Here is a 23,586-nt window from a genome sequence, read left to right as displayed (position 1 = left end):
CCCTTCAGCCGTGCGTCCACCTATTGTGCGCCAGCCGCTCGCACCGTTAAGCGATTTCCGTGGCGAGCACCAGCGGCGCACTCGGCGGTCCCTCGTCGAGCAGCCTGTGCAGCAGCTCGGCGAGTCTGGTCGGGTACACCGTCTCACGCGCCGCCGACAGTTCGGCGGAGGTCCACCACCTCAGCCCCGCGACACTGCGTTCCTCCAGCTCGGTGAGGCCGCCGGGGGCGGTCACGGTCTGGCTGGTTCGTGCCAGGTAGTACCACTCGTCCTGGTCCCAGCGCCGCCCGTCGAACGGGAAGGAGCAGATCCGCTGCCACAGGACCGGTCCGAGTTCGACGTCGGTGATCCCGGTCTCCTCGGCCAGCTCGCGCAGGGCCGCCTGCTCGCGGGTCTCGTCGCCCTCCAGGCCGCCACCGGGCGTGAACCACCAGGTCAGCTCCGGTTCGTCGGGCTCGTAGCCGTGCAGGAGGAGGATGCGGTCGTCGGGATCGAGCAGCACGACCCGGGCCACCCGCCGCAGCTCCGGCCCGACGGCGTCGCCGGAACCGGCCGAACCGGCCGAACCAGCCGAGCCCTCACCACTCGTCGCACCCGTCACGCGTCCACCGTCTCTCTGCCCTTCGCCCGGCCGCCCTGGCGGCGCCCCGCGAGCCGTGCGACCGGCCCGTACGCGGCCCCGCCCAGGATCAGTACACACCCGCCGACGATCGCGTAGAAGAGCGGCTCCACGGGCCCGGGCACGGAGATCCCGCCCGGCAGCGCCGCGAACCCCGCGGGGCGCTCCACGAGGGCCGCGTCGGGCCAGGCGACGGCGTCGACCCGGGCGGTGACCGCCGAGCGCGGTACGGAGCCCTGGCCGGCCTCCTCCAGGTGCGTCCGGGAGTCCAGGGAGGTGTGCCGCTCGTCGCCGAGGAGGAAGAGCTTCCCCTCGGGCACGGTCGCCGAGAACTCCTGCCCCGAGGCGGGGGCGCCGGCCCGCGTGTACGGCTCCACGACCGGCTTGCCGTCGATGGTGAGCCGGCCGTCCTTGTCGCAGCAGGCGACCGTGTCGCCGCCGACCCCGACGACCCGCTTCACCATGGTCGATCCGCCCCAGAGCGGATCCTTGAAGATCACGATGTCGCCGCGCCGCACCTCGTCCCCGTCGATCCGCTCGGCGAGGACCTTGGAGCCGACGGCCAGGGCCGGGGTCATCGAGTCGGTGGGCACGCTGTACGGCTGGTACGTGACCGCGCCCCAGGCGAAACCGCCGAGGAAGAGCACACAGCCGACGGCCACGGCCAGCCCCGACAGAACACTGCCGAGGCGGCCGCGGCCGCCTTCCGTACGTATGGTTCCGCTCATCCCAGCGCTCCCCACCTCGAAGGTCGGTACGACGATCTGGGACGGCACCCTACCCGCGCGTCACTACTCGGCGGTATGCCGAGCGGTGAGCCTCTTCCTACGCCACAGGACCAGCGGCAGCGCGCCCACCAGGCCGACGCCGGCCAGACCGGCCGCCCCCGGGGCCACGGCCAGCGCCTTGTTCAGCCCCGGCTGGTCGAAGGTCTCCGGCACGGGCAGCGTCGCCCAGCGGGTGACCGGCCAGGCCACGAAGACCGCGCGGCCGACGACCTGGTCGTTCGGGACGGTGCCGCCGCCCGCCAGGTTCTGGTGGTAGCGGGAGTCCAGCGAGTTCTGCCGGTTGTCGCCCATGACCCAGATGCTGCCCTTGGGGACGGTGAGCGGCCCGAAGGGCTTGTCGCCGCAGGGCGAGGAGCCGGGGTAGATGTACGAGGTCTCGTCCAGCGCCTTGCCGTTGAGGATGACCTTGCCGCCCTCCTTGCAGGAGACCGTGTCGCCACCCACCGCGATGACCCGCTTGATCAGGTCCTTCTCCTCGGCCGAGGGCATCAGGCCGATGAAGGAGAGGAACTCCTGGAGCACGTTCGGCTCCGGGGTGGGCTCGCCCTCCAGCCAGCCGCCCGGGTCGTGGAAGACGACGACCTCGCCGCGCTCCGGCTCCGAGCCGAACCACGGGGTCAGCTTGTCGACCAGGACCCGGTCGCCACGCTGCAGCGTGTTCATCATCGAGTCGGAGGGGATCGAGAACGCCTGCACCAGGAACGTCTTGATCAGCAGGGCGAGCACCAGGGCGATGCCGATGAGGAGCGGCAGTTCCTTCCAGAAGGAACGCGGCTTCCGCGGGGCGCCGTCGCCCTCGCCGGCCTCGCCGCCCTGCCCGCCGTCACCCGCACCGTCCGAGTCGTCGCCGGAGCGGTCGGCGGGGTCGGCGTCACGCCCGCCGCCGGAGTCATCCCTCATGGCCACCGACGACTCGGCGAGCTGCTCGGGCCTCTCCTCGGGCTCGTCGTGTCCGGATCGTGCGCCGACGGCCACATCCCCCACATCCACTCCTCAGTCCGTGCACATGCCTGCCCCAGAACAGGGACAGGCCCACCACTCCCATAACGAGCGGGAGTTCCGCAGGAGTCGGGAGCCAGGGCAATCCGTTCAGATTCCGCGAGGACACACTATGCGACACGCCGCTCGCGGACACAGCGCCCGAACGACCGTCCGGTACGGCCGCGAACGTGTCCGGCTCCTCCAGGCGGCGCCAGTGGCCCACCGGCCAGACGATGCCGACCGCCCGGCCGACGACATCGTCCACGGAGATCGTCCCGCGGTCCTTCTCGTCCAGGTGGTAGCGCGAGTCGGCGGAGTCCGAGCGGTGGTCGCCCAGGACGAAGATCCGGCCCTCGGGGACCTTCACCTGGAACTTGATCTTCGAGGGCGCGTTCCCCGGGTGCAGATACGGTTCCTCCAGCGGGACGCCGTTGACCGTGACCTTCCCGTCCGCGCCGCAGCAGGCGACGGTGTCGCCGCCGACCGCCACCACCCGCTTGATCAGGTCCTGGTCGTCGGCCGACGGCAGCAGTCCGATGAACGTCAGAGCCTGCTTGATCTGCTTCACGCCGACGGGGTCGTCGGCGGGCGCCGGGGTGTCCTGGAGCCAGTTGCCGGGGTCCTTGAAGACGACGACGTCACCGCGCGCGGGCGTGGCGCCGAACCAGGGCGTGAGCTTGTCGACCACGACCCGGTCGTCGATCCGGATCGTCTGCTCCATCGAGCCGGACGGGATGACGAACGCCTGGACGAGGAAGGTCTTCAGGACGAGCGCGATCAGCACCGCGACGGTGATCAGGAGCGGGATCTCCTTGATCGCCGAGCGCTGTCGGCGCCGCTTGACCTTGCGGGCGAGCCTGCGCCGCTCCGCGCGCCCGGGCAGCGGACGGCCGCCTTCCGTGGGCCGTGTGCCGGTGGGCAGCCGGGTGTCGGCGCGATGCCCGCCGGCCCTGCCCCGGTTACCCATGGCCGCCCGCCGCGGGCGCCGGTACGGCGTCGAAGGCACCGGTCTCGGGCACCCCCGACCAGCGGCCGAAGGGCCAGCCGATCCAGTCCGCGCGCCCGATCACCCGCTCGACGGGCACCATGCCGCCGCCCGGCTGACCGAGGTGGTCGCGGGAGTCGCTCGACTGGCTGCGGTGGTCGCCCATCACCCACAGGGTGCCCTGCGGCACCACGATGTCGAAAGGAACCTTGGAGGGCGCGTCACCCATCTGGACGTACCACTCCTCGACGGGCACGCCGTTGACGGTCAGTCGGCCGTTCTTGTCGCAGCAGACGACGCGGTCGCCGCCGACGCCCACGACCCGCTTCACGAAGTCGGTCTCGGCGGGTTCGGCGAGCCCGAGGGCCGCCGCCGCGCCGTGCAGGAGCCCGGTGACCGGGTTCTCCTCGGGGGCCTGCTGGACGAAGGAGCCGGTGCCGTCGAAGACGACGACGTCGCCCCGCCGCGGCTGGTCGCCGAAACGGTACGCCAGCTTGTTCACCAGGATCCGGTCCCCGACTTGGAGCGTCGGCTCCATGGAGCGGCTGGGGATCAGGAAGGGCTGCAGCACGAAGTGGCTCAGGAGCAGCACGAAGACGACGCAGAGGGCGCCGATGACCCCGGTGCGCCGCCAGGACACGCCGAAGCGGTCGGCGACGGTCTCGGACCGCTCGTCGGGCTCGGTGGCGGACTCGACCGGCCGCTCGTCGGCTTCGGCGGGCCCCTCGACGGGCCCGCCCTGCTGCCCGTCCTGCCCGGATATACGCACGGAGCGCGACCGCTCCTCCATCCCGGAGGAGCGGTCGCGCTCCGTGTGCTGTGCTTCGGTGTCCATCGAGGGCAGAGCCTATCCGGCCGCCCTGTGAGTCAGTGCTCCGAAGCCCCGCGCGATCGGTGAGCCGGAGCTCAGTTGTCGCGCTTCTCCTTGATCTTGGCAGCCTTGCCGCGCAGCTCACGCAGGTAGTAGAGCTTGGCGCGACGGACGTCACCGCGGCTGACGAGCTCGATCTTCTCGAAGATCGGGCTGTTCACCGGGAAGGTGCGCTCGACGCCGACGGAGAACGAGACCTTGCGGACCGTGAAGGACTCGCTGACGCCCGAGCCCTGGCGGCGGATGACGACGCCCTTGAACTGCTGGATACGGGAGCGGTTGCCCTCGATGACGCGCACGTGGACGTTCACGGTGTCGCCGGGACGGAAGGCGGGGAGGTCGGTGCGGAGCGAAGCCGCGTTGACCGAGTCGAGCAGGGAGGCCATGGTGGTCTCTTTCCTCGCTGATGCCACAGGTCATCAGCGGAACGTTCGAAGAGGAGATGGAGCGTCGTGCGCACCGGGCGGGCGTCGTCCCCCTGTGGCAGGGGCGCTCGTCGGGCACACAACAGCGGCCTATTCTTCCACGGCCTCGGGCCTGCGCCAAAATCGGCCGCCGGGCTCGGGGGCCCAGCCCATCATGGAGAGGATCTCGCGGTCCTTCTTGTCGAAGGCGGCCGGGTCGCAGCGCTCGATCAGGTCGGGCCGGTTGAGCGCCGTACGCCGGAAGGCCTCGTCGCGGCGCCAGCGCGCGATCTTCCCGTGGTGCCCGCTGACGAGCACGTCGGGGATGGCGCGGCCGCGCCACTCGGGGGGCTTGGTGTAGACGGGGCCCTCGAGGAGGTTGGCCATGGCGCCGGGCGCGAAGGAGTCGTCGCGGTGGGACTCGGCGTTGCCGAGGACGCCGGGCAGCAGCCGCGCCACGGCCTCGGTGACCACCAGGACGGCGGCCTCCCCGCCGGCCAGGACGTAGTCGCCGATGGAGACCTCGTAGACCGGCATCCGGGTGGCGTACTCGTCCATGACGCGGCGGTCGATGCCCTCGTAGCGGGCGGGCGTGAAGATCAGCCAGGGGCGCTCGGAGAGCTCGACGGCGAGTTCCTGGGTGAAGGGGCGTCCGCTGGGGGTGGGGACGACGAGGACGGGGCCGTGGGCGCCCGCCTCGAAGCCGTCGGCGAGGGTCTGGTCGAGGGCCTCGCCCCAGGGGTCGGTCTTCATGACCATGCCGGGGCCGCCGCCGTAGGGGGTGTCGTCGACCGTGTTGTGCCGGTCGTAGGTCCACTCCCGCAGGTCGTGGACGTGGACGTCGAGCTGTCCACGCGCGCGTGCCTTGCCGACCAGGGAGACGTTCAGCGGCTCCAGGTACTCGGGGAAGATCGTGACGACGTCGAGCCGCATCAGGACGCGTCCTCGTCGTCGCGGGAGGAGACGATCTCGGCGCGGTCGTCGATGAGCCCGGGCGGCGGGTCGATGACGGCCCGCTGCTGCTCCAGGTCGATCTCGGTGACGATGTCCTCGACGAACGGGATCATCAGCTCGGTGCCGTCGGGCCGCTCGACGATGAAGAGGTCCTGGGACGGCAGGTGCGAGATCTCGGTGATCCGGCCGATCTCGGTGCCGTCGGCGAGCACGACGTCCAGGTCCATGAGCTGGTGGTCGTAGTACTCGTCCTCCTCCGCCGGAAGTTCGTCGGGGTCGACGTCGGCGATGAGCAGGGTGTTACGGAGGGCCTCGGCGCCGGTCCGGTCGCGTACGCCCTCGAAGCGGAGCAGGAGGCGGCCGCTGTGCACGCGCCCGGTCTCGATGGTCAGGGGGCCCGCGGAGGCCGGATCGGTGGCCAGGACCGCTCCGGGGCTGAGCCTCAGCTCGGGCTCGTCGGTCCGTACCTCGACGGTGACCTCGCCCTTGATGCCGTGGGCGCGGCCGACCCGCGCGACTACCAGCTGCACGTCTTCATTCTCTCCTGATCCGACGACGACGGGCCGGGGTGGACCCGAAGGCCCTCCCCGGCCCGTGCCGGTGTGTCCAACTTGCTCAGCGGACCTGGTCCACGTCGACGAGGTCGACCCGGATGCCACGGCCGCCGATGGCGCCCACGACGGTACGCAGCGCACGCGCGGTGCGGCCGTTGCGGCCGATCACCTTGCCGAGGTCGTCGGGGTGGACCCGGACCTCAAGCACGCGCCCACGACGCAGGTTGCGCGAGGCGACCTGCACGTCGTCGGGGTTGTCGACGATGCCCTTCACGAGGTGCTCGAGAGCCTCCTCGAGCATGCTCAGGCCTCGGTCGACTCGGTGGACGCGGCCGCCTCGGCCTCGTCCGCCTTCTTGTCGGCCTTCTTCGCCTTCGGGGTGATGGCCTCACCCTTGGCGTCGTCGCCCTCGAGGGTCTTGGCGAACACGTCGAAGGAGGCGCGCTTGTCCTCCTTGGTCGCCGGCTGCAGCAGCGGCGCCGGGGCCGGCAGGCCCTTGTGCTTCTGCCAGTCGCCGGTGAGCTTCAGGATGGCGAGGACGGGCTCGGTCGGCTGGGCGCCGACGGACAGCCAGTACTGCGCGCGGTCCGAGTCGACCTCGATCTTCGACGGGTTGTACGTCGGGTGGTACAGACCGATCTCCTCGATCGCACGACCGTCCCGGCGGGTGCGGGAGTCGGCGACGACGATGCGGTAGTGCGGCTGGCGAATCTTGCCGAGGCGCTTGAGCTTGATCTTGACTGCCACTGGAGTGGTGTCTCCTGGTCTTGACGTGGTTGGGCACATGAGATGCCACGTGGGGTTGCGGTACTCGGGTGCCCGATGGACGCGTCAGCCGGAGGAGAGAGGGGTCCTATGCGACTGTCGAGTACAGCTAGCCATTGTGCCACACGACCGTGGCGCCCCTGACCCGGGCGGGTCGGGGGTCAGCCCGCCACGCCCGCTGTTTCCGGGATACGGAAGGGCTTGCCGCAGCCGCCGCAGACGATCGGCGCCTGGGCGAGCACCGAGGGGACCACGCGCACGTTCCGCCCGCAGTCGCAGACGGCCTTCACGCGCACGCCGCCGCCGGAGGAGCCGTGGCGGGCGGCGGGGCCGCGGAAGGAGCGCTTGGTGTCCGCGGCCGTCGCGACGGTGTGGGCCTTGAGCGCGCGCTGGAGCCGCTCGATCGTGGGCCGGTACCGTCGCTTCGCCTCGGGGTTGAGCGTGACCAGGGAGAAGCCGCTGCTGGCGTGCGGCTCCTCGGGGTGGTCCAGGCCCATCTCCTCGGCGATCGCGAGGAATCTGCGGTTGTGGTAGCGGCCGGCGCGTGAGGTGTCGCGGACTCCTCGGGCGGCGGCGATGCCGTGGACTGCCTCGTGGAGCAGTCGTTCGAAGGAGAGTTCGGCGCCGCAGGCGGACGAGGACTCTCCGATCAGGGACTCGGGCGCGGCAAGATCCGGCAGTTCGGGGTGGTGCCGCTGAATGTCGGCCCACGCCTGTGCCAGCTCTGCGGCGAGAACAGGTGGTGTCGTGCTCACGTCGCGTACAACGAGCCGACTCGCCCCCGGGTTCCATTCCGGGGCATCCCAAATATTTTGCACGTACCCGTCAGTTGGCATTGATGCGTCCGGACGAGGGTCAGTGCGCAGATCTGCGGAGAAGTCGCGACAGCCCGCTGCAAGCTGGTGCGTAGCGGCGCATACGCCCCGGCGCGCGGAGAGAGCTCCTGCGCGCCCCCGGGGTCGACGCAGGGACAGTACCGGGTCGTGGGTCAAGGCGGCGCACCGGCCCCACCCGGACGGCGGAAGTGGTCCGGCGCGAGCACTGGACGCGGGCACGGATCGGCAGTTCCCTGACATACGGGGGGATGCGGGCGCACGTACACGGGGGCTGTCGACCAGGCAACTGATTGGGGCGCTTTCCATGACACCTACGCTCGTCCCGCACCACCCCGCGCGCGACTGGGCCGAGATCCAGGAACGCATGCTCGTACCGCTCTACGAGGCGGTGTACGACCGGCTCGACGTGGGCCCCGGCTGCCGGGTCCTGGGGCTCGGCTGCGGCTCGGGGCTCGCGCTGCTGATGGCGGCCTCGCGCGGGGCGCGGGTGACCGGCGTGGACCGGGACCACGCGCGCGTGGAGCTGGCCCGGGAGCGGATGCCGGAGGGGGCGGGGCACGCGCTCGTGGAGGGCGATCCCGCGGACGCGGGCGATCCGTCCCGTACTCCCTACGACCTCGTGACGGCGTTCCACACCTCGACCGGTCTGGGGCGGGCGCTCGCGGCCGTCACTCCTTTGGCTCAACCCGGCGCGGCGGTCGTGCTGGCGGGCTGGGGGCCGCCGGAGCGGTGCGCGACCTCGTCGGTCCTGCGGGTCGCCGCGCGGCTCGCGGGGAGCAGGCCGGGCTTCGGCGAGGACCTGGAGGACGTGGTGGCGCGGGCCGGCCTGAAGCCGGACGGCTCGGGGCGGGTGTCGTGCCCGTTCGGGTACGCGGACCAGGACAGCGCGGTGCGGGGGCTGATGTCGACGGGCGACTTCGACGCGGCGGTCCGCGCGACGGACCCGTCCCAGGTCGAGAAGGAGATCGCGGAGGCCCTGCACCCGTACGTCCGCCCCGACGGCACGGTCTGGATGCCGAACGTCTTCCGGTACCAGATCGCCCGGGTGCCGTAGGCGCCGCGAGGCGCCCTAGCTCTCCTTCGTCAGGCGCGTGATGCCCGCCGCTCGGTACGCGGCTTCCTCTTCCAGGGTCTCGTTGGCCAGCAGGGCGGTCGCGAGGGCGTCGAGTTTGTCGCGGTTCTCGCGGAGTTGGCGGATCGCGCTCTCGTAGCACTCGTCGACGATGCGGCGCATCTCCTCCGCGACCATGTCGAGGGTCGCGGGGGCCGCGGAGAGGCCGTACGCCTGCTGGGCGTCGCCGGGGATGGCGGTGAGGCGGCCGACGCGTTCGCTCATGCCCCAGCGGCCGGCCATGCCGCGCGCGATATTGGTGACCTGTTCCAGGTCGCTCTCGGAGCCGGTGGTCACGACCCCGTAGACGACCTGCTCGGCGGCCATCCCGCCGAGCGCGCCGATGATCCGGCCGCGCAGGTACTCCTCCGTGTACGCGTACTTGTCGGCGTCCGGCGTCGAGAGCGTGACGCCGAGGGCCCGGCCGCGCGGGACGATGGTGATCTTGCGGACCGGGTCGGCGCCCGGCTGGAGCATGCCGAGCAGGGCGTGGCCGCTCTCGTGGTACGCGGTGCGGCGCCGCTCCTCCTCCGGCATCACCAGCGGCCGTTCCGCGCCGAGCTGGACCTTCTCCAGGGCGTCGGACAGGTCGGACCGGGTCACCTCCTTCTGGCGCCGCTTGACGGCGAGGAGGGCGGCCTCGTTGGCGAGGTTGGCCAGTTCGGCACCGGTCATCCCCGGGGTCGTGCGGGCGACCTGAACCAGGTCGACGTCCTGGGCGAGCGGGATGTCCCGGGTGTGGATCTTGAGGATCGCCTCACGGCCCCCGCGGTCGGGCGGGTTGACGTGCACGATCCGGTCGAAGCGGCCGGGCCGGGTCAGCGCCGGGTCGAGGACGTCGGCGCGGTTGGTGGCGGCGAGGACGATGACGCCCTCGGATCCGGTGAAGCCGTCCATCTCGGTCAGGATCTGGTTGAGCGTCTGCTCGCGCTCGTCGTGGCCGCCCATGCCCGAGCCGCCGCCGCGCGCCCGGCCGATGGTGTCGATCTCGTCGATGAAGATGATCGCCGGGGCCACCTTGCGGGCCTCGGCGAAGAGTTCCCGTACCCGCGAGGCGCCGACGCCGACGATCATCTCGATGAACTCCGAGGCCGAGGCGGAGAAGAACGGCACCCCCGCCTCGCCCGCGACCGCCCGCGCGAGCAGGGTCTTGCCGGTGCCGGGCGGACCGGCGAGGAGCACGCCGCGCGGCATCTTGGCGCCCATGTCGCGGTAGGCGGAAGGGTTCTTCAGGAAGTCGACGACATCGTTGAGCTCACCCTCGACCTCGTCGATGCCGGCCACGTCCTCGAAGGTGGTGCGCTGCTCCCCCGCCACCAGCTCCACCGGCTTGGGCGGGGCCTTGCGGCCGAGCATGCCGCCCGCGCCGCCCATCCCGGAGCTCATCCGGCGGGCGATGAAGATCCACAGGACGACGAGGAGCAGCATCGGGGCGAGCGAGATCAGCAGGTTGGCGAGGAAGCTGCGCTCCTGGACGACCGGCTCGGCGGTGACGGTGACGCCCTTCGAGGTCAGCTCGCCCCAGAGGTTGTCGTCGGCGAAGGCGGGCCGCTGGGTGACGAACTTGCTGTAGTCGCCCTTGTCCCCGTTGGGCAGCGGCTGTTTGTTCTTCAGCTCGCCCTGGATGGCGTCGCCCTTGGAGTAGATCTTGGTGACGTTGCCGGCGTTCACCTGCTTGCTGAACTCGGTGTACGAGATCGTCGGCTCGTCGCCCCGGTTGAAGAACGACAGCACGAGGTTGGCGAGCAGATAGACGACGAGGGCGGTGAGGATGAGGCCGCCCCAGCCGCCGGGCATCTTCTTCTTCGCGGGCGGGGGCGGCGGCGCCCCCTCCGAGCGCCAGGGCTGGTCGGTCCGGTCGCGCGGGGGTACGGAGTTGGGCACGCTGCTCTCCTCATACCGACGTCAGGCCCGGCCCTCAGTATCGAGAGGGCGCCCGATCCCGGCATTTCGGGCGGTACGGAGGAGTGAAAAGGGGCCCGGGGCGGTTTCGCACCGCCCGGGCCGCTTCACGTACGACTGCTCGACGGGCGTCAGCCCATGAACTTCTTGAACTCGTCCGGCAGCTCGAAGTCGCCCGGGCCCTGCCCGGCCGCCGGCAGACCGAACGCGCCGCCCTGCTGCCCCTGCTCGCGGCGGGCCTGGGCGGCCTCCTCCTCGGCCTTGCGCTTCATCGGGTTGCCGCTCTTGCGCTTGCCCTTGGCCTGCTTGACCTGCTTCTTCTGCCGGCCGGGGCCGCCGCCCATGCCCGGGATCCCGGGCATGCCCGGCATGCCGCCGCCCTGGGCCATGCGGGACATCATCTTGCGGGCCTCGAAGAACCGCTCGACGAGCCCCTTCACCGCGCTGACCTCGACGCCGGAGCCCTTGGCGATACGGGCGCGGCGGGAGCCGTTGATGATGGTCGGGTCGTGGCGCTCGCCCGGGGTCATCGACTTGATGATCGCGGCCGTGCGGTCGACGTCCCGCTCGTCGATGTTGTTGATCTGCTCCTTCATCTGCGCCATGCCGGGGAGCATCCCGAGCAGCTTGGAGATGGAGCCCATCTTGCGGACCTGTTCCATCTGGGCGAGGAAGTCGTCGAGCGTGAACTCCTGGCCCTTCTTGGACGCCAGCTTGGAGGCCATCTTGGCGGCCTCTTCCTGGCTGAAGGTCTGCTCGGCCTTCTCGATGAGCGAGAGCATGTCGCCCATGCCGAGGATGCGGGACGCCATGCGGTCCGGGTGGAACGCGTCGAACTCGTCCAGCTTCTCGCCGTTGGAGGCGAACATGATCTGGCGGCCGGTGACGTGCGCGATGGAGAGCGCGGCACCGCCTCGGGCGTCGCCGTCGAGCTTGGAGAGCACGACGCCGTCGAAGCCGACACCGTCGCGGAAGGCCTCGGCGGTGTTGACCGCGTCCTGACCGATCATGGCGTCGACGACGAAGAGGACCTCGTCGGGGCTGACGGCGTCGCGGATGTCCGCGGCCTGCTGCATCAGCTCCTGGTCGATGCCGAGGCGACCGGCGGTGTCGACGATCACGACGTCGTACATCTTGGTCCGCGCGTACTCGATCGAGTCCTTCGCGACCTGGACCGGGTCACCGACGCCGTTGCCCGGCTGCGGGCCGTAGAACGCCACGCCCGCGCGCTCGGCGACGACGCCGAGCTGGGTGACGGCGTTGGGGCGCTGGAGGTCACAGGCGACGAGCAGCGGGGAGTGGCCCTGGCTCTTGAGCCAGAGACCGAGCTTTCCGGCGAGGGTGGTCTTACCGGCACCCTGGAGACCGGCGAGCATGATCACGGTCGGCGCGGTCTTGGCGAAGCGCAGCCTGCGGGTCTCGCCGCCGAGGATGCCGATGAGCTCCTCGTTGACGATCTTGATGACCTGCTGGGCGGGGTTCAGCGCCTGGGAGACCTCGGCGCCGGTGGCCCGCTCCTTGACCTGCTTGATGAACGCCCGGACGACGGGCAGGGCGACATCCGCCTCGAGCAGGGCGATACGGATCTCGCGCGCGGTGGCGTCGATGTCCGCCTCGGACAGGCGGCCCTTGCCCCGGAGGTTCTTGAATGTCGCTGCGAGGCGGTCGGAGAGGGTATCGAACACGGCGGTCGCGGATCCTCGGTGTCGGGGGCAGGCGGACGGATTGCCCTCAAGGGTATCTGCCTCGTCGAAGTACGTGCCCCCGCCCGTCGAAACGGGCGGGAACCAGGCCTCTCTCGGCGGGCCCTCGAGGGGCCTCTCACCGCAGCGCGCCCTCCAGGGCCTTCGCCAGGTCAGCGGCCTCCTCGTCGGAGAGCAGGGAGCCGTCGGGACGGGTCACGTACAGCGTGTCCACGGCGTTCGCGCCAAGCGTCGAGACGTGCGCGCTCCTGACCCGGACGTCCGCGCCCTCCAGGGCCCGTCCGATCCGGTGCAGCAGGCCCGGGGCGTCCTGGGCGCGGACCTCGATGACGGTGGCGAGCCGGGAGCCGGCCGGGGCGACCGTGACCCGGGGTGGCGGGGCCGTGACCCCGCGCCGCCTCGGGTGGGCGGCGTCACGTTCGGCGAGGCGGGCGGGGATGTCGAGGCTGCCGTCGAGGGCCCGGACGAGGTCCGCGCGGAGCCGGGTGGCCTGCGGCAGGGAGCCGTACGCGGCGGCGACGCGCCAGTTCAGGACCAGGACGGCGCCGGGGCCGAGCTCGGTGGGGAGCTCGACGGCGCGCAGGTCGGCGGCGCGCACGGTCAGGCGGTGCAGGGCGAGGACCCCGGCCGCGGCGGGCAGGACGCCTGGCTGGTCGGGCAGGGCGAGGAGCAGCTCGACACCGACGGGCTCCGGCGCGCCGTCCTCGGGGGCGGCCTCCGACTGGGTGTGCAGGGCGAGGACCGGCTCCCCGGTGCGCAGCGCCTCGATCGCGAGCCGTTCCTGTTCGGCGCTGGGCGCGGCCGGTTCCGGCTCCGGGGCGGGCTCCCCCGCGAGGACGGCGCCGACGCGTTTGACGAGGTCGGCGACGAGGGAGGCGCGCCAGGTGGACCAGGCGGCGGGTCCGGTGGCGAGCGCGTCGGCCTCGGTGAGGGCGTGGAGCAGTTCGAGCGCGCCCGGTGTCCGGACGGCGGAGGCCACGGACCGTACGGTCGCGGGGTCGTCCAGGTCGCGCCGGGTGGCGGTCTCGACGAGCAGCAGGTGGTGGCGTACGACGGTGGCGAGGACGCCCACGTCGGCCTGGTCGAAGCCGATCCGGGCGGCGACGTCGCGGGCGATGGTCTCCCCGGCCACGGAGTGGTCGCCGGGCCAGCCCTTGCCGATGTCGTGCAGCAGGGCGGCGACGAGCAGCAGGTCGGGCCGGCCGACCCGGCGGGTGAGCGAGGAGGCGCGGACGGCGGTCTCCACGAGGTGCCGGTCGACGGTCCAGGTGTGGACGGGGTTGCGCTGCGGCCGGCAGCGGACGCGCTCCCAGTCGGGCAGCAGCCGGGAGACGAGGCCTTCGGCCTCCAGGGCCTCCCAGACGGGCACGGTGGACTCCCCCGCGCCGAGCAGGGTGACCAGCTCCTCGCGCGCCTCGGCCGGCCAGGGCACGGGCAGCGGGGCGGTGTCGGCGGCCAGGCGGCGTACGGCGTGCAGGGAGAGCGGGAGGCCGGACTGGGCGGCCGCGGCGGCGGCGCGCAGCGGCAGCACCGGGTCACGGTCGGGTTTGGCGCTCAGGGCGAGGACGACCTCGCCGTCCATCTCCACGACGCCCTCGGCGAGCGGGGTGCGCTCGATCGGCGGCTTCGCGCCACCGGTACGGCCGGAGCGGCCGCCGAGGAGGCCGCGGAACCGGGGGCGGGCGGAGCGGGCCTTCAGGACCCGGTTGACCTCGCGCCAGGTGACGTCACCGGCGTACGCGATGATCCGCGCCGCTTCGTAGACCTCGCGCAGCAGGGTGTCGGCGTCGAGGAGGCCCAGCTCATCGGCGACGGCGTCCTGCTCCTGGAGGGCGAGCCGGTCGGTGGCCCGTCCGGTGGCGAGGTGCAGGGCGTCGCGGGTGTCGAGGAGGCGGCGGCGGGCGCCGTCCAGGCCCTCGCGGGGTGCGTCGGCGAGCCAGGAGGCGGCCACGGCGCGCAGGACCTGGGCGTCGCGGAGCCCTCCCCTGGCCTCCTTGAGGTCGGGTTCGAGGAGGAACTGGAGCTGCCCCATGCGCTCGGCGCGCTCGCGGCAGAGGGCGTCGAGTTCGGGGAGCCGCTTGGGGGCCTGGTTGCGCCAGTCGGCGAGGACGGCGGTCCGCAGCGCGGCGACGAGCCCGAGGTCGCCGGCGACCGGCCGGGCGTCGAGGAGGCCGAGGTGGACCTTGAGGTCGTCCCCGGCCGTCTTGAGGGCCTCTGCGGGGGTGCGGACGGAGTGGTCCAGGGCGAGGCCCAGGTCCCAGACCGGGTACCAGATCCGGTCGGCGAGCGTGGCGATCGCGCCCGCGTCGGCGCTGCCGTCGTGCAGCAGGAGCAGGTCGAGGTCGCTGCGCGGGGAGAGTTCACCACGCCCGTAGCCGCCGACGGCGACGAGCGCCACCCCTCGTGGCGGCTTGGCGGCGGTGAAGAGTCCGGTCAGCCAGTCGTCGGTGAGCCGGGCCAGGGCGGCACGGCGCGGCGGCCCGGACTGCGCCTTCTCGGTGAGAAGGCGCAGCCGGGCCGCCGCGTATCCGCTGGGTCCCGAGTCTTCCGCTCGCGTACTCGTGTCGACGGTCGTCACCCAGCAGCTCCTTACGTGCCCCGTGTCTACAGTGCGTCCGGACCGCGTTCGCCGGTGCGGACCCGTACGGCCGTCTCGACCGGCACGCTCCACACCTTGCCGTCCCCGATCTTGCCGGTTCGGGCCGCCTTGACCACGACATCGATGAGCTGTTCGGCGTCGTCGTCCTCGACCAGGACCTCGATACGGATCTTGGGGACGAGGTCGACGGTGTACTCGGCACCGCGGTAGACCTCGGTGTGGCCGCGCTGGCGGCCGTATCCGCTGGCCTCGGTGACCGTGAGGCCCTGGACTCCGAAGGCCTGCAGGGCCTCCTTGATCTCGTCCAGCCTGTGCGGCTTCACGACGGCGGTGATGAGCTTCATGCGTCCACCTTCTTGTTCTCCGTGACGGCGGGGGCGGGGGCGGCGGTGGAGCGCGAGGACGCGCCGCCGCCGGCTCCGCTGAAGTCGTACGCGGTCTCGGCGTGCTCGACCTGGTCGATGCCGGAGACCTCGTCGTCCTCGCTGACCCTCATGCCCATCGTCTTGTCGATGAGGAGCGCGAGGATCGCGGAGGCGATCAGAGAGTAGGCGAGGACGGCGGCGACGCCGATGGCCTGCTTGCCGAGCTGCTCCAGGCCGCCGCCGTAGAAGAGGCCCTTGGCGTCGGACTGGACGCCGCCGGTGGCAAAGAAACCGACGAGCAGGGAGCCGACGACACCGCCGACGAGGTGGACGCCGATGACGTCGAGGGAGTCGTCGTAGCCGAACTTGTACTTCAGGCCGACGGCCATGGCGCACAGCAGGCCGGCGATGGCACCGATGGCGATCGCGCCGAGCGGCGAGCAGGAGCCGCCGGACGGGGTGATGGCGACGAGGCCCGCGACGGCGCCGGAGGCGGCGCCCAGGGTGGTGAAGGAGCCGTGGCGGAGCTTCTCGTAACCGAGCCAGGCGAGCATGGCGGCGGCGGTGGCGACCTGCGTGTTGACGAACATGACCGCGCCGACGCCGTCGTCGTTGCCGAGCCACGAGCCGGCATTGAAGCCGAACCAGCCGAACCAGAGCAGACCGGCGCCGAGCATCACCAGCGGGAGGCTGTGCGGGCGCATCGGGTCCTTCTTGAAACCGACGCGCTTGCCGATGACGAGGATGACGCCGAGGGCCGCGGCACCGGCGTTGATGTGGACGGCCGTACCGCCGGCGAAGTCGATGACGCCCATCTCGAAGAGCCAGCCGCCGGCGCCCCAGACCCAGTGCGCGACCGGGAAGTAGACGACGGTGACCCACAGGGCGATGAACAGGGCCCAGGCGGTGAACTTGACCCGGTCGGCGAGCGCGCCGCTGATCAGGGCGGGCGTGAGGATGGCGAACATCAGCTGGAAGACGGCGAAGACGTACACCGGGATGGTGTAGCCGTCCCACAGCTCGGTGACGCCGATGCCGCTGAGGCCGACGTAGTCGGAGGACCAGCCGATGATCGATCCGGAGTCGGTGCCGAAGGCGAGGCTGAAGCCGTAGAGCACCCACAGGATCGTGACGATCCCGAGGCTGATGAAGCTCATCATCAGCATGTTGAGGGTGGACTTGACGCGGACCATGCCTCCGTAGAAGAAGGCGAGTGCCGGGGTCATCAGCATGACCAGGGCGGAGCAGATGAGCATGAACCCGGTGTTGGCGGCAGACAGCTCGGGGGCGTCTGCGGCCAGGGTCGTGATGGCTGGTGCCATCGGCGTCTCCTCGTCGTCGGTACGGCCTGTGCGGGGCGGGGCCGGAGAGCGGCTTTGGCCATGAGGGGTGGCCGGTTATGCGCCAGAGATTCGCGCAGCGCGGTTTCCGCCGATGCCGCACGATGTTTCGCCGCAGTGACGAAGGGGTGGGACGTGTTACGCGACTGTGAACGCCTGGGTCACGGACGTGTAACGCGCGTACGGTGCGCGCGGAGGCCCGGGGGAACGCGGAAAACCGGCCGCGACAGGCGGTCCCTGGTGTCCTGGCGGCGGGGGAGCCGAGTCGGGCAGTACGGGAACGCTGTCGCGGCCGGAGTGGGCGGGGCCCTGGGCCGGGCCGGTGGGGTCAGACGGCCTCGGCCGTCTCGGGGAGCAGGGCGGTGAGCCGGTCGGTGAGCTGGACGACCTCGGCGACGTCGCGGAAGTCGCGGGCGGCGGTGTCGACGGTCTTGCGCAGCCGGGTGTTGACCCGCTCGGAGCGGACGCTCTTGGCGACGCCGAGCGCCTTCTCGACGAGGACGGCCGACTGCTCGGGCTCGCGCTTGAGGAGGTGCACGGTCGCCATGCCGATGAGGTTGAGTGCGTACGAACGCTGGTGCTCGGAGTCCTTCTCGAAGAGGGAGACGGCCCGCTCCATGACGGGCTCGGCGAGCGAGGCGTAGGTCGGGGAGCGGCCGGCGACGTAGGCGAGGTCGCGGTAGGAGTGCGAGTTCTCGCCGTTGAGCTCGGCCTCGGAGAAGAAGCGGATCCAGTCGGGCTCGGGCTCGCCGTCGAGGCCGACGTCGGCGAAGGTGTCCTCGGCCATCCGCACGGCCCGCTTGCACTTGGAGGGCTGGCCCATGTTGGCGTAGGCGCGGGCCTCCATCGCATACAGCATGGCCTGGGTGCGCGGGGTGGCGCAGTCGCGACTGCCGTACTGGGCGAGGTGGATGAGTTCGAGGGCGTCGTCGGGCCGGCCGAGGTGGATCATCTGGCGGCTCATCGAGGACAGGATGTACGAGCCGAGGGGCTTGTCCCCGGCCTCCTTCGCGGCGTGCAGGGCGAGGACGAAGTACTTCTGGGCGGTGGGCTGCAGGCCCACGTCGTAGCTCATCCATCCGGCCAGCTCGGCCAGTTCGGCCGCGCACCGGAAGAGACGCTGGGCGGTGGCGGACGGCTGCGGCTCCTGGAGCAGGTCGGTGACCTCGTGGAGCTGGCCGACGACGGCCTTGCGGCGCAGTCCTCCGCCGCACTGGGCGTCCCACTGGCGGAACATCGCCGTGGTGGACTCGAGCAGGTCGAGCTCTATCGCGGAGAGCTTCCCCGGGCGGTGGCCCGTGGGGATCGGCTCGGGCGGGGCGGGTTCGCCGGCCGGGGTGGGGACGAGCCAGCGCTGCATGGGCTCGATGAGGGAGGGCCCGGCGGCGAGCGCGAGGGAGGTGCCGAGGAAGCCCCGGCGGGCGAGCATCAGGTCGCTGCGCGAGAACTCGCTGAGCAGGGCGACGGTCTGGGGGCCGGCCCAGGGCAGGTCGACGCCGGAGACGGACGGCGCCTGGTGGGCCGTGCGAAGGCCGAGGTCCTCGACGGCGACGACCGAGCCGAACCGTTCGGAGAACAGCTCGGAGAGGATCCGGGGGATGGGCTCGCGCGGCTGCTCGCCGTCCAGCCAGCGGCGCACGCGCGAGGTGTCCGTGGAGATGTGGTGCGCGCCCATCTGGCGTGCCCTGCGGTTCACTTGGCGCGCCAGTTCGCCCTTCGACCAGCCGCTCCGCACGAACCACGAGCTCAGCTGCTCGTTCGGGCGCTTGCCGGCAGTCGAACCGTCTGCGCCGTTGCCGCCCACAGGAACGCCCCCATCCAGGTCGAGACTCTGTTGCGCGAACCCCTATCAGAATGCCGTGTCTTGCGGCTTCCGTCTGGAGCTTCTACTCCTTCGAACAGGAAAGCGGGTTGCCTCCGGCATACCCACATGCGCAAGGACTCCAGGGTTCGAGCACCGAAAGTAATCCTACGATCACCCCTCCCGCGACCGGGATTCAAGAATCGCCACCATTCGCCACCCCTTCGAATGAACTCGCCTGCCGCGGAACACGATTCACTTGACATGCGACGAACCAGAGTCGGCGGACCGTAGCGCCAGCAGGCGCGCGCCGGGGTCCGCACCACCTCGCCCGCGTCCGCACGCCACCCCCGGCGACGGAGCGTGACAGTGGGGCTCCGGGTCGTAACCACCGGCGCGTCCGACCCGTTGGAGGGGGCATGGGCTTCACGATCGGCATTCGTGAGATGCGGACCGGCTCACGTCGCCGCGTCCGCACCACTGAGTGCACAGCGGTGGCCGAGTACACCGGGCTGTGGGGCTGGGACGTGGTCCCCGGCGCCCGGGCCGTCTCCGGCCAGTGTTCCTGCGGCGACACGTCCTGTACGGCTCCGGGGGCGCATCCGCTCTCGTTCGCCGAGCCGGTCCCGGCCGGCGCGGGCCTCGACGACGCGACCAAGGCATGGGGCCGGTACCCGGGCGCGGCGCTGCTGCTGCCGGTGGGCCGGGCCTTCGACGTGATCGAGGTCGCGGAGGCGGCGGGGCGGCTGGCGCTCGTCCGCCTGGAGCGCATGGGCCTGCCGCTGGGGCCGGTCTGCGTGACGCCGACGGGGCGGGCCCAGTTCTTCGTGGCGCCCGGGGCGGCGGCGGAGCTGCCGCAGCTGCTGTACCGGATGGGCTGGGACGACGCGGACCTGGATCTGCGGGGCCTGGGTCCCGGCGACCACGTGACGGCGCCGCCCTCGGACCTCGGCGGCCTGGGCCCGGTCCGCTGGCTGCGGCCGCCGACCCTGGACACGGCGGGCGCTCCGCCGCAGGCGCGGCTGCTGCTCGGGACGCTGGCGTACATCTGCCACCGCACGCACTTCTGAGAGACGGCGCTTCCCACAGACGCCCGACACGCGAAGGGCCCCGCCGGAGACCGGCGGGGCCCTTCGCGTGGTGTCGGTGTCAGTCCCCGATGAGGGCATCGACGAAGGCGCCCGGCTCGAAGGGGGCCAGGTCGTCCGGGCCCTCGCCCAGGCCGATCAGCTTGACCGGGACGCCCAGCTCGCGCTGGACGGCGATGACGATGCCGCCCTTGGCCGTGCCGTCGAGCTTGGTGAGCACGATGCCGGTGATGTCCACGACCTCGGCGAAGACGCGCGCCTGGACCAGGCCGTTCTGGCCGGTGGTGGCGTCGAGGACGAGCAGGACCTCGTCGAGCGGGCCGTGCTTCTCGACGACCCGCTTGACCTTGCCCAGCTCGTCCATCAGACCGGTCTTGGTGTGCAGGCGGCCGGCGGTGTCGATGAGGACGACGTCGGCGCCCTCGGCGATGCCCTCCTTGACGGCGTCGAAGGCGATCGACGCCGGGTCGCCGCCCTCGGGGCCGCGCACGGTCCGCGCGCCGACGCGCTCGCCCCAGGTCTGGAGCTGGTCGGCGGCGGCGGCGCGGAAGGTGTCGGCCGCGCCGAGGACGACGGAGCGGCCGTCGGCGACCAGGACGCGGGCGAGCTTGCCCGTGGTCGTGGTCTTGCCGGTGCCGTTGACGCCGACGACCATGACGACGCCCGGGGTGCCCGGGTCGCTCTCGGTCTTCACGGAGCGGTCGAAGTCGGGGCCGAGGAGGGTGACGAGCTCCTCGCGCAGCAGGGCGCGCAGCTCCTCGGGGGTACGCGTGCCGAGGACCCGGACGCGCTCGCGCAGCCGGTCGACCAGCTCCTGGGTCGGGGCGACGCCGACGTCGGCGGTGAGCAGGGTCTCCTCGATCTCCTCCCAGGTGTCCTCGTCGAGGTTGTCCCGCGACAGCAGCGCGAGCAGCCCCTTGCCGAGGGAGTTCTGGGAGCGGGCGAGGCGGGCGCGGAGGCGGACGAGCCGGCCGGCGGTCGGCTCGGGCACCTCGATCTCGATCGCTGGCGCCTCGGCGACGACCGGGTCCTCGACGGCGGCCGGGGCCTCGGTGGCCTCCTCCGCGGTCGGGAGGTCGACCTCCTCGATGGTGCGGCGTGGTTCTTCCCGCGGTGTCTCCGCCTCCTCGCCGACGTGCGGCTCGGCGGGCGGAGCGGTGATGGTCGGCGTGGTGGACGGTGCCTCGGGCGGTGGCAGCTGCTTCTTCTTGCGGCCGCTGATCACGAGCCCGCTGGTCACGGCGACGGCGACGACCAGGGCGATGACTACAGCAAGAATGAGTTCCATAACGCGTCCAGTATCGGCCACGACGGGACTTGAGGAAGAGCACGTACGCTGGGTGGGTCCCCCACACCCCGCACGGAGTACCGCCATGCCCCCTGCCGCCGAGACCGCCGCGGAAATCCCCGCAGAAGCCGAAGGCGCGGTCGAGACCCGTGGTCTCGAACCCGTCCCCGACGCCGAGCGCACCGGTCACGTCCGCGAGCTGTTCCCGACCTGGGTCGCCGCCAACATCAGTGTGCTTCTTCTCACGATGGGCGCCGGGCTCATCGTCTTCAACGGCCTGAACTTCTGGCAGGTGCTCGTCGTCGCGACGGCGGCGCCGATCCTCTCGTACGGGATCGTCGGCCTGATATCGATCGCCGGGAAGCGCGGCGGCTCCCCCGGCATGGCGCTGTCGCGGGCGGTCTTCGGGCAGCGCGGCAACCTCTTCCCCGGCTCGCTGATCTGGGTGGCCCGCTGGGGCTGGGAGACGATCAACGCGGTCACCGGCGCGTACGCCGTCCTGACCGTGCTCGACCTGCTCTTCGGGATCGAGTCGAACACCGCGCTGATCGTCATCACGCTGCTGCTCTTCGTCGCCTGCACCTTCCTGGTGTCCGGGCTCGGCATCAACGCCCTGCGGGTGTGCAGCAAGTGGTCGACGTACCTCTTCGGCGCGTTCTCGGTGCTCGTGCTCGTGTATCTGGTCGCCAACACCGACTGGTCGGCGGTCTTCGACAAGCCGGCCGGTTCGACGGCGATGATGATCGCGGGCATCGGCACCATCGCGGCGGGCGGCATCAGCTGGGTGCCCTCCGGCCCGGACTTCACCCGCTACCTGCCGCGTACCGCCTCCTCGAAGGCGATGGTCGGCACCACGATCGGCGGCGCCGGGATCGTCGTCCTGCCGATGGTCCTGATGGGCGCCGTGATGGCGGTCGCAACCCCGGACCTCGCCTCGGCGCAGGACCCGGTCTCCTTCATCGGCGAGCTGCTGCCGACCTGGATCTCCGTGCCGTACCTGATCATCGCGCTGATCGGGATGCTGCTGATCAACTCGATGTCGATGTACTCGGCCGGGTTCACCGCGCAGACGCTCGGCATCAAGGTCTCGCGCGCGGCGGCGGTCAGCGTGAACGCCGTGATCAGCCTGGTCTTCGGCTTCCTGCTCATGGTGGTGGCGACCAGCTTCATCGGCTCGTTCATCTCGTTCCTGACGCTGCTCGCGGTGGCGTTCTCGGCGTGGATCGGCGTCTTCGGCGTCGACATGCTGCGCCGCCGGTCGTACGACGGCGTGGCCCTGATGGACACGGGCCGGACCAGCGCGTACTGGTACCGGGGCGGTTTCGCCTGGCAGGCCATGACGGCGTGGGCGGTGGCGCTCGTGGCGGGGCTGCTGTTCACGAAGGTCGACTGGTTCTCCGGTCCGCTCGCCTCCTCCTGGATCGGCGAGAACGGGCTCGGCTGGGCGGCGACGATCGTGGTCTCGGGCGTGCTGTACGCCGTGCTGCCGAGGGACCGCGCGCGGGTCGCCGCGGAGCCCGTCGAGGTGCCCGTCACGGCCGGCGAGTCCGTTTCCGTCTGACGCACCCCGTTCTCATCTGACGCTACGTCAGATACCGTCCCCCTTCGCCGACTTCCCACGCGCGGAGGGGGACTTCCCATGCCCTTCACAGTCGTACGGTTCAACCTGGTCGATCCGCACGGGACCCCCGCGTCCCTCTCGGAGCGCTACCGGGCCGCCCTCGCCATGGCCGCCTACGCCGACGAGCACGGCGTGGACACGATCCAGACCGAGGAGCACCACGGCGCGACGAACAACTGGCTGCCCTCCCCCTTCGCCTTCGCCGGCGCGGTCTTCGGCGCGACGAAGAGGATCGCGGTCACGGTCTCCGCGATCATCGGGCCGCTGCACGACCCGCTGCGGCTCGCGGAGGAGATCGCCGTCCTGGACCTGCTGAGCGGCGGCCGCCTGGTGACGGTCGCGGGCATCGGCTACCGGCCGGAGGAGTACGAGGAGCGCGGGGTCGACTGGGGCCGCCGGGGCAAGCTCCAGGACCTGCTCCTGGAGACCCTGCTCAAAGCGTGGTCCGGTGAGCCCTTCACGTACGAGGGCCGTACGGTACGGGTCACCCCGCGGCCCTTCACCCAGCCGCATCCGCTGCTGCTGGTGGGCGGTTCCTCGAAGGCGGCGGCGCGGCGCGCGGCCCGGCTCGGTCTTCCGCTCTTCCCGAGCGCGCACCTGCCGGAGCTGGAGACGTACTACCAGCAGCAGTGCGCGGAGCACGGCACGGAGGGCTGGACGATGATGCCGGCTGAGAAGACCCCGCTGCTCCACGTCTCGGAGGACCCCGACCGGACGTGGGAGCTGTACGGGGAGCACTTCCTGCACGAGGCGCGGACGTACGCGTCCTGGCAGTCGAAGGACATCCGCTCGGCGGTGCGCTCGGCGGCGACGACGGTGGCGGAGCTGCGCGCGGAGGGCGTCTACCGGATCGTCACGCCGGAGGAGTGCGTGGCGCTCGGGCAGGAGCTGGAGAGTCTGGTGCTGCATCCGCTCTGCGGCGGGATGCCGGTCGAGGAGGCGTGGCGGTCGCTGCGGCTGCTCGGGGAGACGGTGCTGCCCCGGCTCAAGGCATAGGGCCTGGGCCGGGGC

The 23,586-nt window shown here is 71.6% G+C and carries 22 protein-coding genes; 4 read left to right on the top strand and 18 right to left on the bottom strand.

What is annotated here, in order from left to right; translation table 11 throughout:
- Positions 1-46: 46 nt before the first annotated feature.
- The 11 genes from ACWCO8_RS31795 to ACWCO8_RS31745 form a co-directional block, all read right to left on the bottom strand.
- Positions 47-523 carry an NUDIX hydrolase gene (locus tag ACWCO8_RS31795; protein ID WP_451035203.1) on the bottom strand — a complete coding sequence of 159 codons (477 nt, stop codon included), beginning with the start codon at positions 521-523 and terminating at the stop codon, positions 47-49.
- A 74-nt stretch (positions 524-597) separates the two neighbouring features.
- A complete protein-coding gene (lepB, locus tag ACWCO8_RS31790; RefSeq protein ID WP_451035135.1) occupies positions 598-1,347 on the bottom strand; it encodes a signal peptidase I in 750 nt (249 codons plus the stop codon).
- A 63-nt stretch (positions 1,348-1,410) separates the two neighbouring features.
- Positions 1,411-2,382, bottom strand: a complete 972-nt coding sequence (gene lepB, locus ACWCO8_RS31785; RefSeq protein ID WP_451035202.1) for a signal peptidase I — start codon at positions 2,380-2,382, stop codon at positions 1,411-1,413.
- Positions 2,297-3,355: a signal peptidase I gene (gene lepB / locus ACWCO8_RS31780; protein ID WP_451035134.1), complete on the bottom strand. Its 1,059-nt coding sequence runs from the start codon at positions 3,353-3,355 to the stop codon at positions 2,297-2,299. Before lepB (ACWCO8_RS31780) ends, lepB (ACWCO8_RS31785) begins: the two co-directional genes overlap by 86 nt.
- Complete coding sequence (gene lepB, locus ACWCO8_RS31775; protein WP_451035133.1) at positions 3,348-4,208, bottom strand: signal peptidase I; 861 nt, start codon at positions 4,206-4,208, stop codon at positions 3,348-3,350. Before lepB (ACWCO8_RS31775) ends, lepB (ACWCO8_RS31780) begins: the two co-directional genes overlap by 8 nt.
- A 71-nt stretch (positions 4,209-4,279) precedes the next feature.
- On the bottom strand, positions 4,280-4,630 hold the full coding sequence (gene rplS / locus ACWCO8_RS31770) for a 50S ribosomal protein L19 (RefSeq protein WP_362003393.1): 351 nt from the start codon (positions 4,628-4,630) through the stop codon (positions 4,280-4,282).
- A 129-nt stretch (positions 4,631-4,759) separates the two neighbouring features.
- Positions 4,760-5,581 carry a tRNA (guanosine(37)-N1)-methyltransferase TrmD gene (gene trmD / locus ACWCO8_RS31765; RefSeq protein ID WP_451035132.1) on the bottom strand — a complete coding sequence of 274 codons (822 nt, stop codon included), beginning with the start codon at positions 5,579-5,581 and terminating at the stop codon, positions 4,760-4,762.
- Positions 5,581-6,132, bottom strand: coding sequence for a ribosome maturation factor RimM (gene rimM / locus ACWCO8_RS31760; RefSeq protein ID WP_451035131.1), 552 nt, complete (start codon positions 6,130-6,132; stop codon positions 5,581-5,583). The genes trmD and rimM overlap by 1 nt, the downstream gene beginning before the upstream one ends.
- A gap of 85 nt (positions 6,133-6,217) precedes the next feature.
- Positions 6,218-6,457 carry an RNA-binding protein gene (locus ACWCO8_RS31755; RefSeq protein WP_005311361.1) on the bottom strand — a complete coding sequence of 80 codons (240 nt, stop codon included), beginning with the start codon at positions 6,455-6,457 and terminating at the stop codon, positions 6,218-6,220.
- Between the two features lie 2 nt (positions 6,458-6,459).
- Positions 6,460-6,903 carry a 30S ribosomal protein S16 gene (gene rpsP, locus ACWCO8_RS31750; RefSeq protein ID WP_315893857.1) on the bottom strand — a complete coding sequence of 148 codons (444 nt, stop codon included), beginning with the start codon at positions 6,901-6,903 and terminating at the stop codon, positions 6,460-6,462.
- A gap of 179 nt (positions 6,904-7,082) precedes the next feature.
- The gene (locus ACWCO8_RS31745; protein ID WP_362003401.1) at positions 7,083-7,676 is read right to left on the bottom strand and encodes a hypothetical protein; all 594 of its coding nucleotides are present in this window, start codon (positions 7,674-7,676) and stop codon (positions 7,083-7,085) included.
- Positions 7,677-8,061: 385 nt separating this feature from the next.
- Between ACWCO8_RS31745 and ACWCO8_RS31740 the strand changes: the two genes are divergently transcribed.
- Positions 8,062-8,811: a class I SAM-dependent methyltransferase gene (locus ACWCO8_RS31740; protein WP_451035130.1), complete on the top strand. Its 750-nt coding sequence runs from the start codon at positions 8,062-8,064 to the stop codon at positions 8,809-8,811.
- Between the two features lie 15 nt (positions 8,812-8,826).
- Here the strand turns inward: ACWCO8_RS31740 and ftsH are convergent, their stop codons facing one another.
- The 6 genes from ftsH to nsdA all read right to left on the bottom strand — a co-directional run bounded on the left by ftsH (position 8,827) and on the right by nsdA (position 18,581).
- Entirely contained in the window at positions 8,827-10,752 is a 1,926-nt protein-coding gene (gene ftsH / locus ACWCO8_RS31735; RefSeq protein WP_451035129.1) for an ATP-dependent zinc metalloprotease FtsH, read from the bottom strand.
- 149 nt (positions 10,753-10,901) lie between these two features.
- A complete protein-coding gene (gene ffh / locus ACWCO8_RS31730) occupies positions 10,902-12,455 on the bottom strand; it encodes a signal recognition particle protein (RefSeq protein ID WP_362003406.1) in 1,554 nt (517 codons plus the stop codon).
- Positions 12,456-12,591: 136 nt separating this feature from the next.
- Entirely contained in the window at positions 12,592-15,051 is a 2,460-nt protein-coding gene (locus ACWCO8_RS31725; protein WP_451035128.1) for a [protein-PII] uridylyltransferase, read from the bottom strand.
- Between the two features lie 26 nt (positions 15,052-15,077).
- The gene (locus ACWCO8_RS31720) at positions 15,078-15,416 is read right to left on the bottom strand and encodes a P-II family nitrogen regulator (RefSeq protein ID WP_101390346.1); all 339 of its coding nucleotides are present in this window, start codon (positions 15,414-15,416) and stop codon (positions 15,078-15,080) included.
- On the bottom strand, positions 15,413-16,759 hold the full coding sequence (locus ACWCO8_RS31715; protein WP_362003410.1) for an ammonium transporter: 1,347 nt from the start codon (positions 16,757-16,759) through the stop codon (positions 15,413-15,415). The genes ACWCO8_RS31720 and ACWCO8_RS31715 overlap by 4 nt, the downstream gene beginning before the upstream one ends.
- Before the next feature lie 346 nt (positions 16,760-17,105).
- A complete protein-coding gene (nsdA, locus tag ACWCO8_RS31710) occupies positions 17,106-18,581 on the bottom strand; it encodes a transcriptional repressor NsdA (protein ID WP_362003412.1) in 1,476 nt (491 codons plus the stop codon).
- Positions 18,582-18,997: 416 nt separating this feature from the next.
- Here nsdA and ACWCO8_RS31705 point away from each other — a divergent pair, with 416 nt between their 5' ends.
- The gene (locus ACWCO8_RS31705; protein ID WP_451035127.1) at positions 18,998-19,648 is read left to right on the top strand and encodes a bifunctional DNA primase/polymerase; all 651 of its coding nucleotides are present in this window, start codon (positions 18,998-19,000) and stop codon (positions 19,646-19,648) included.
- A 79-nt stretch (positions 19,649-19,727) separates the two neighbouring features.
- Here the strand turns inward: ACWCO8_RS31705 and ftsY are convergent, their stop codons facing one another.
- On the bottom strand, positions 19,728-20,954 hold the full coding sequence (gene ftsY / locus ACWCO8_RS31700) for a signal recognition particle-docking protein FtsY (RefSeq protein WP_362003416.1): 1,227 nt from the start codon (positions 20,952-20,954) through the stop codon (positions 19,728-19,730).
- A gap of 85 nt (positions 20,955-21,039) precedes the next feature.
- Here ftsY and ACWCO8_RS31695 point away from each other — a divergent pair, with 85 nt between their 5' ends.
- A complete protein-coding gene (locus ACWCO8_RS31695) occupies positions 21,040-22,515 on the top strand; it encodes a cytosine permease (protein WP_451035126.1) in 1,476 nt (491 codons plus the stop codon).
- 78 nt (positions 22,516-22,593) lie between these two features.
- Entirely contained in the window at positions 22,594-23,571 is a 978-nt protein-coding gene (locus ACWCO8_RS31690) for an LLM class flavin-dependent oxidoreductase (RefSeq protein ID WP_451035125.1), read from the top strand.
- Positions 23,572-23,586: the final 15 nt, after the last annotated feature.

The organism is Streptomyces sp. NPDC001927, assembly GCF_053594455.1.
This window is presented reverse-complemented; position numbering and strand designations above follow the sequence as displayed.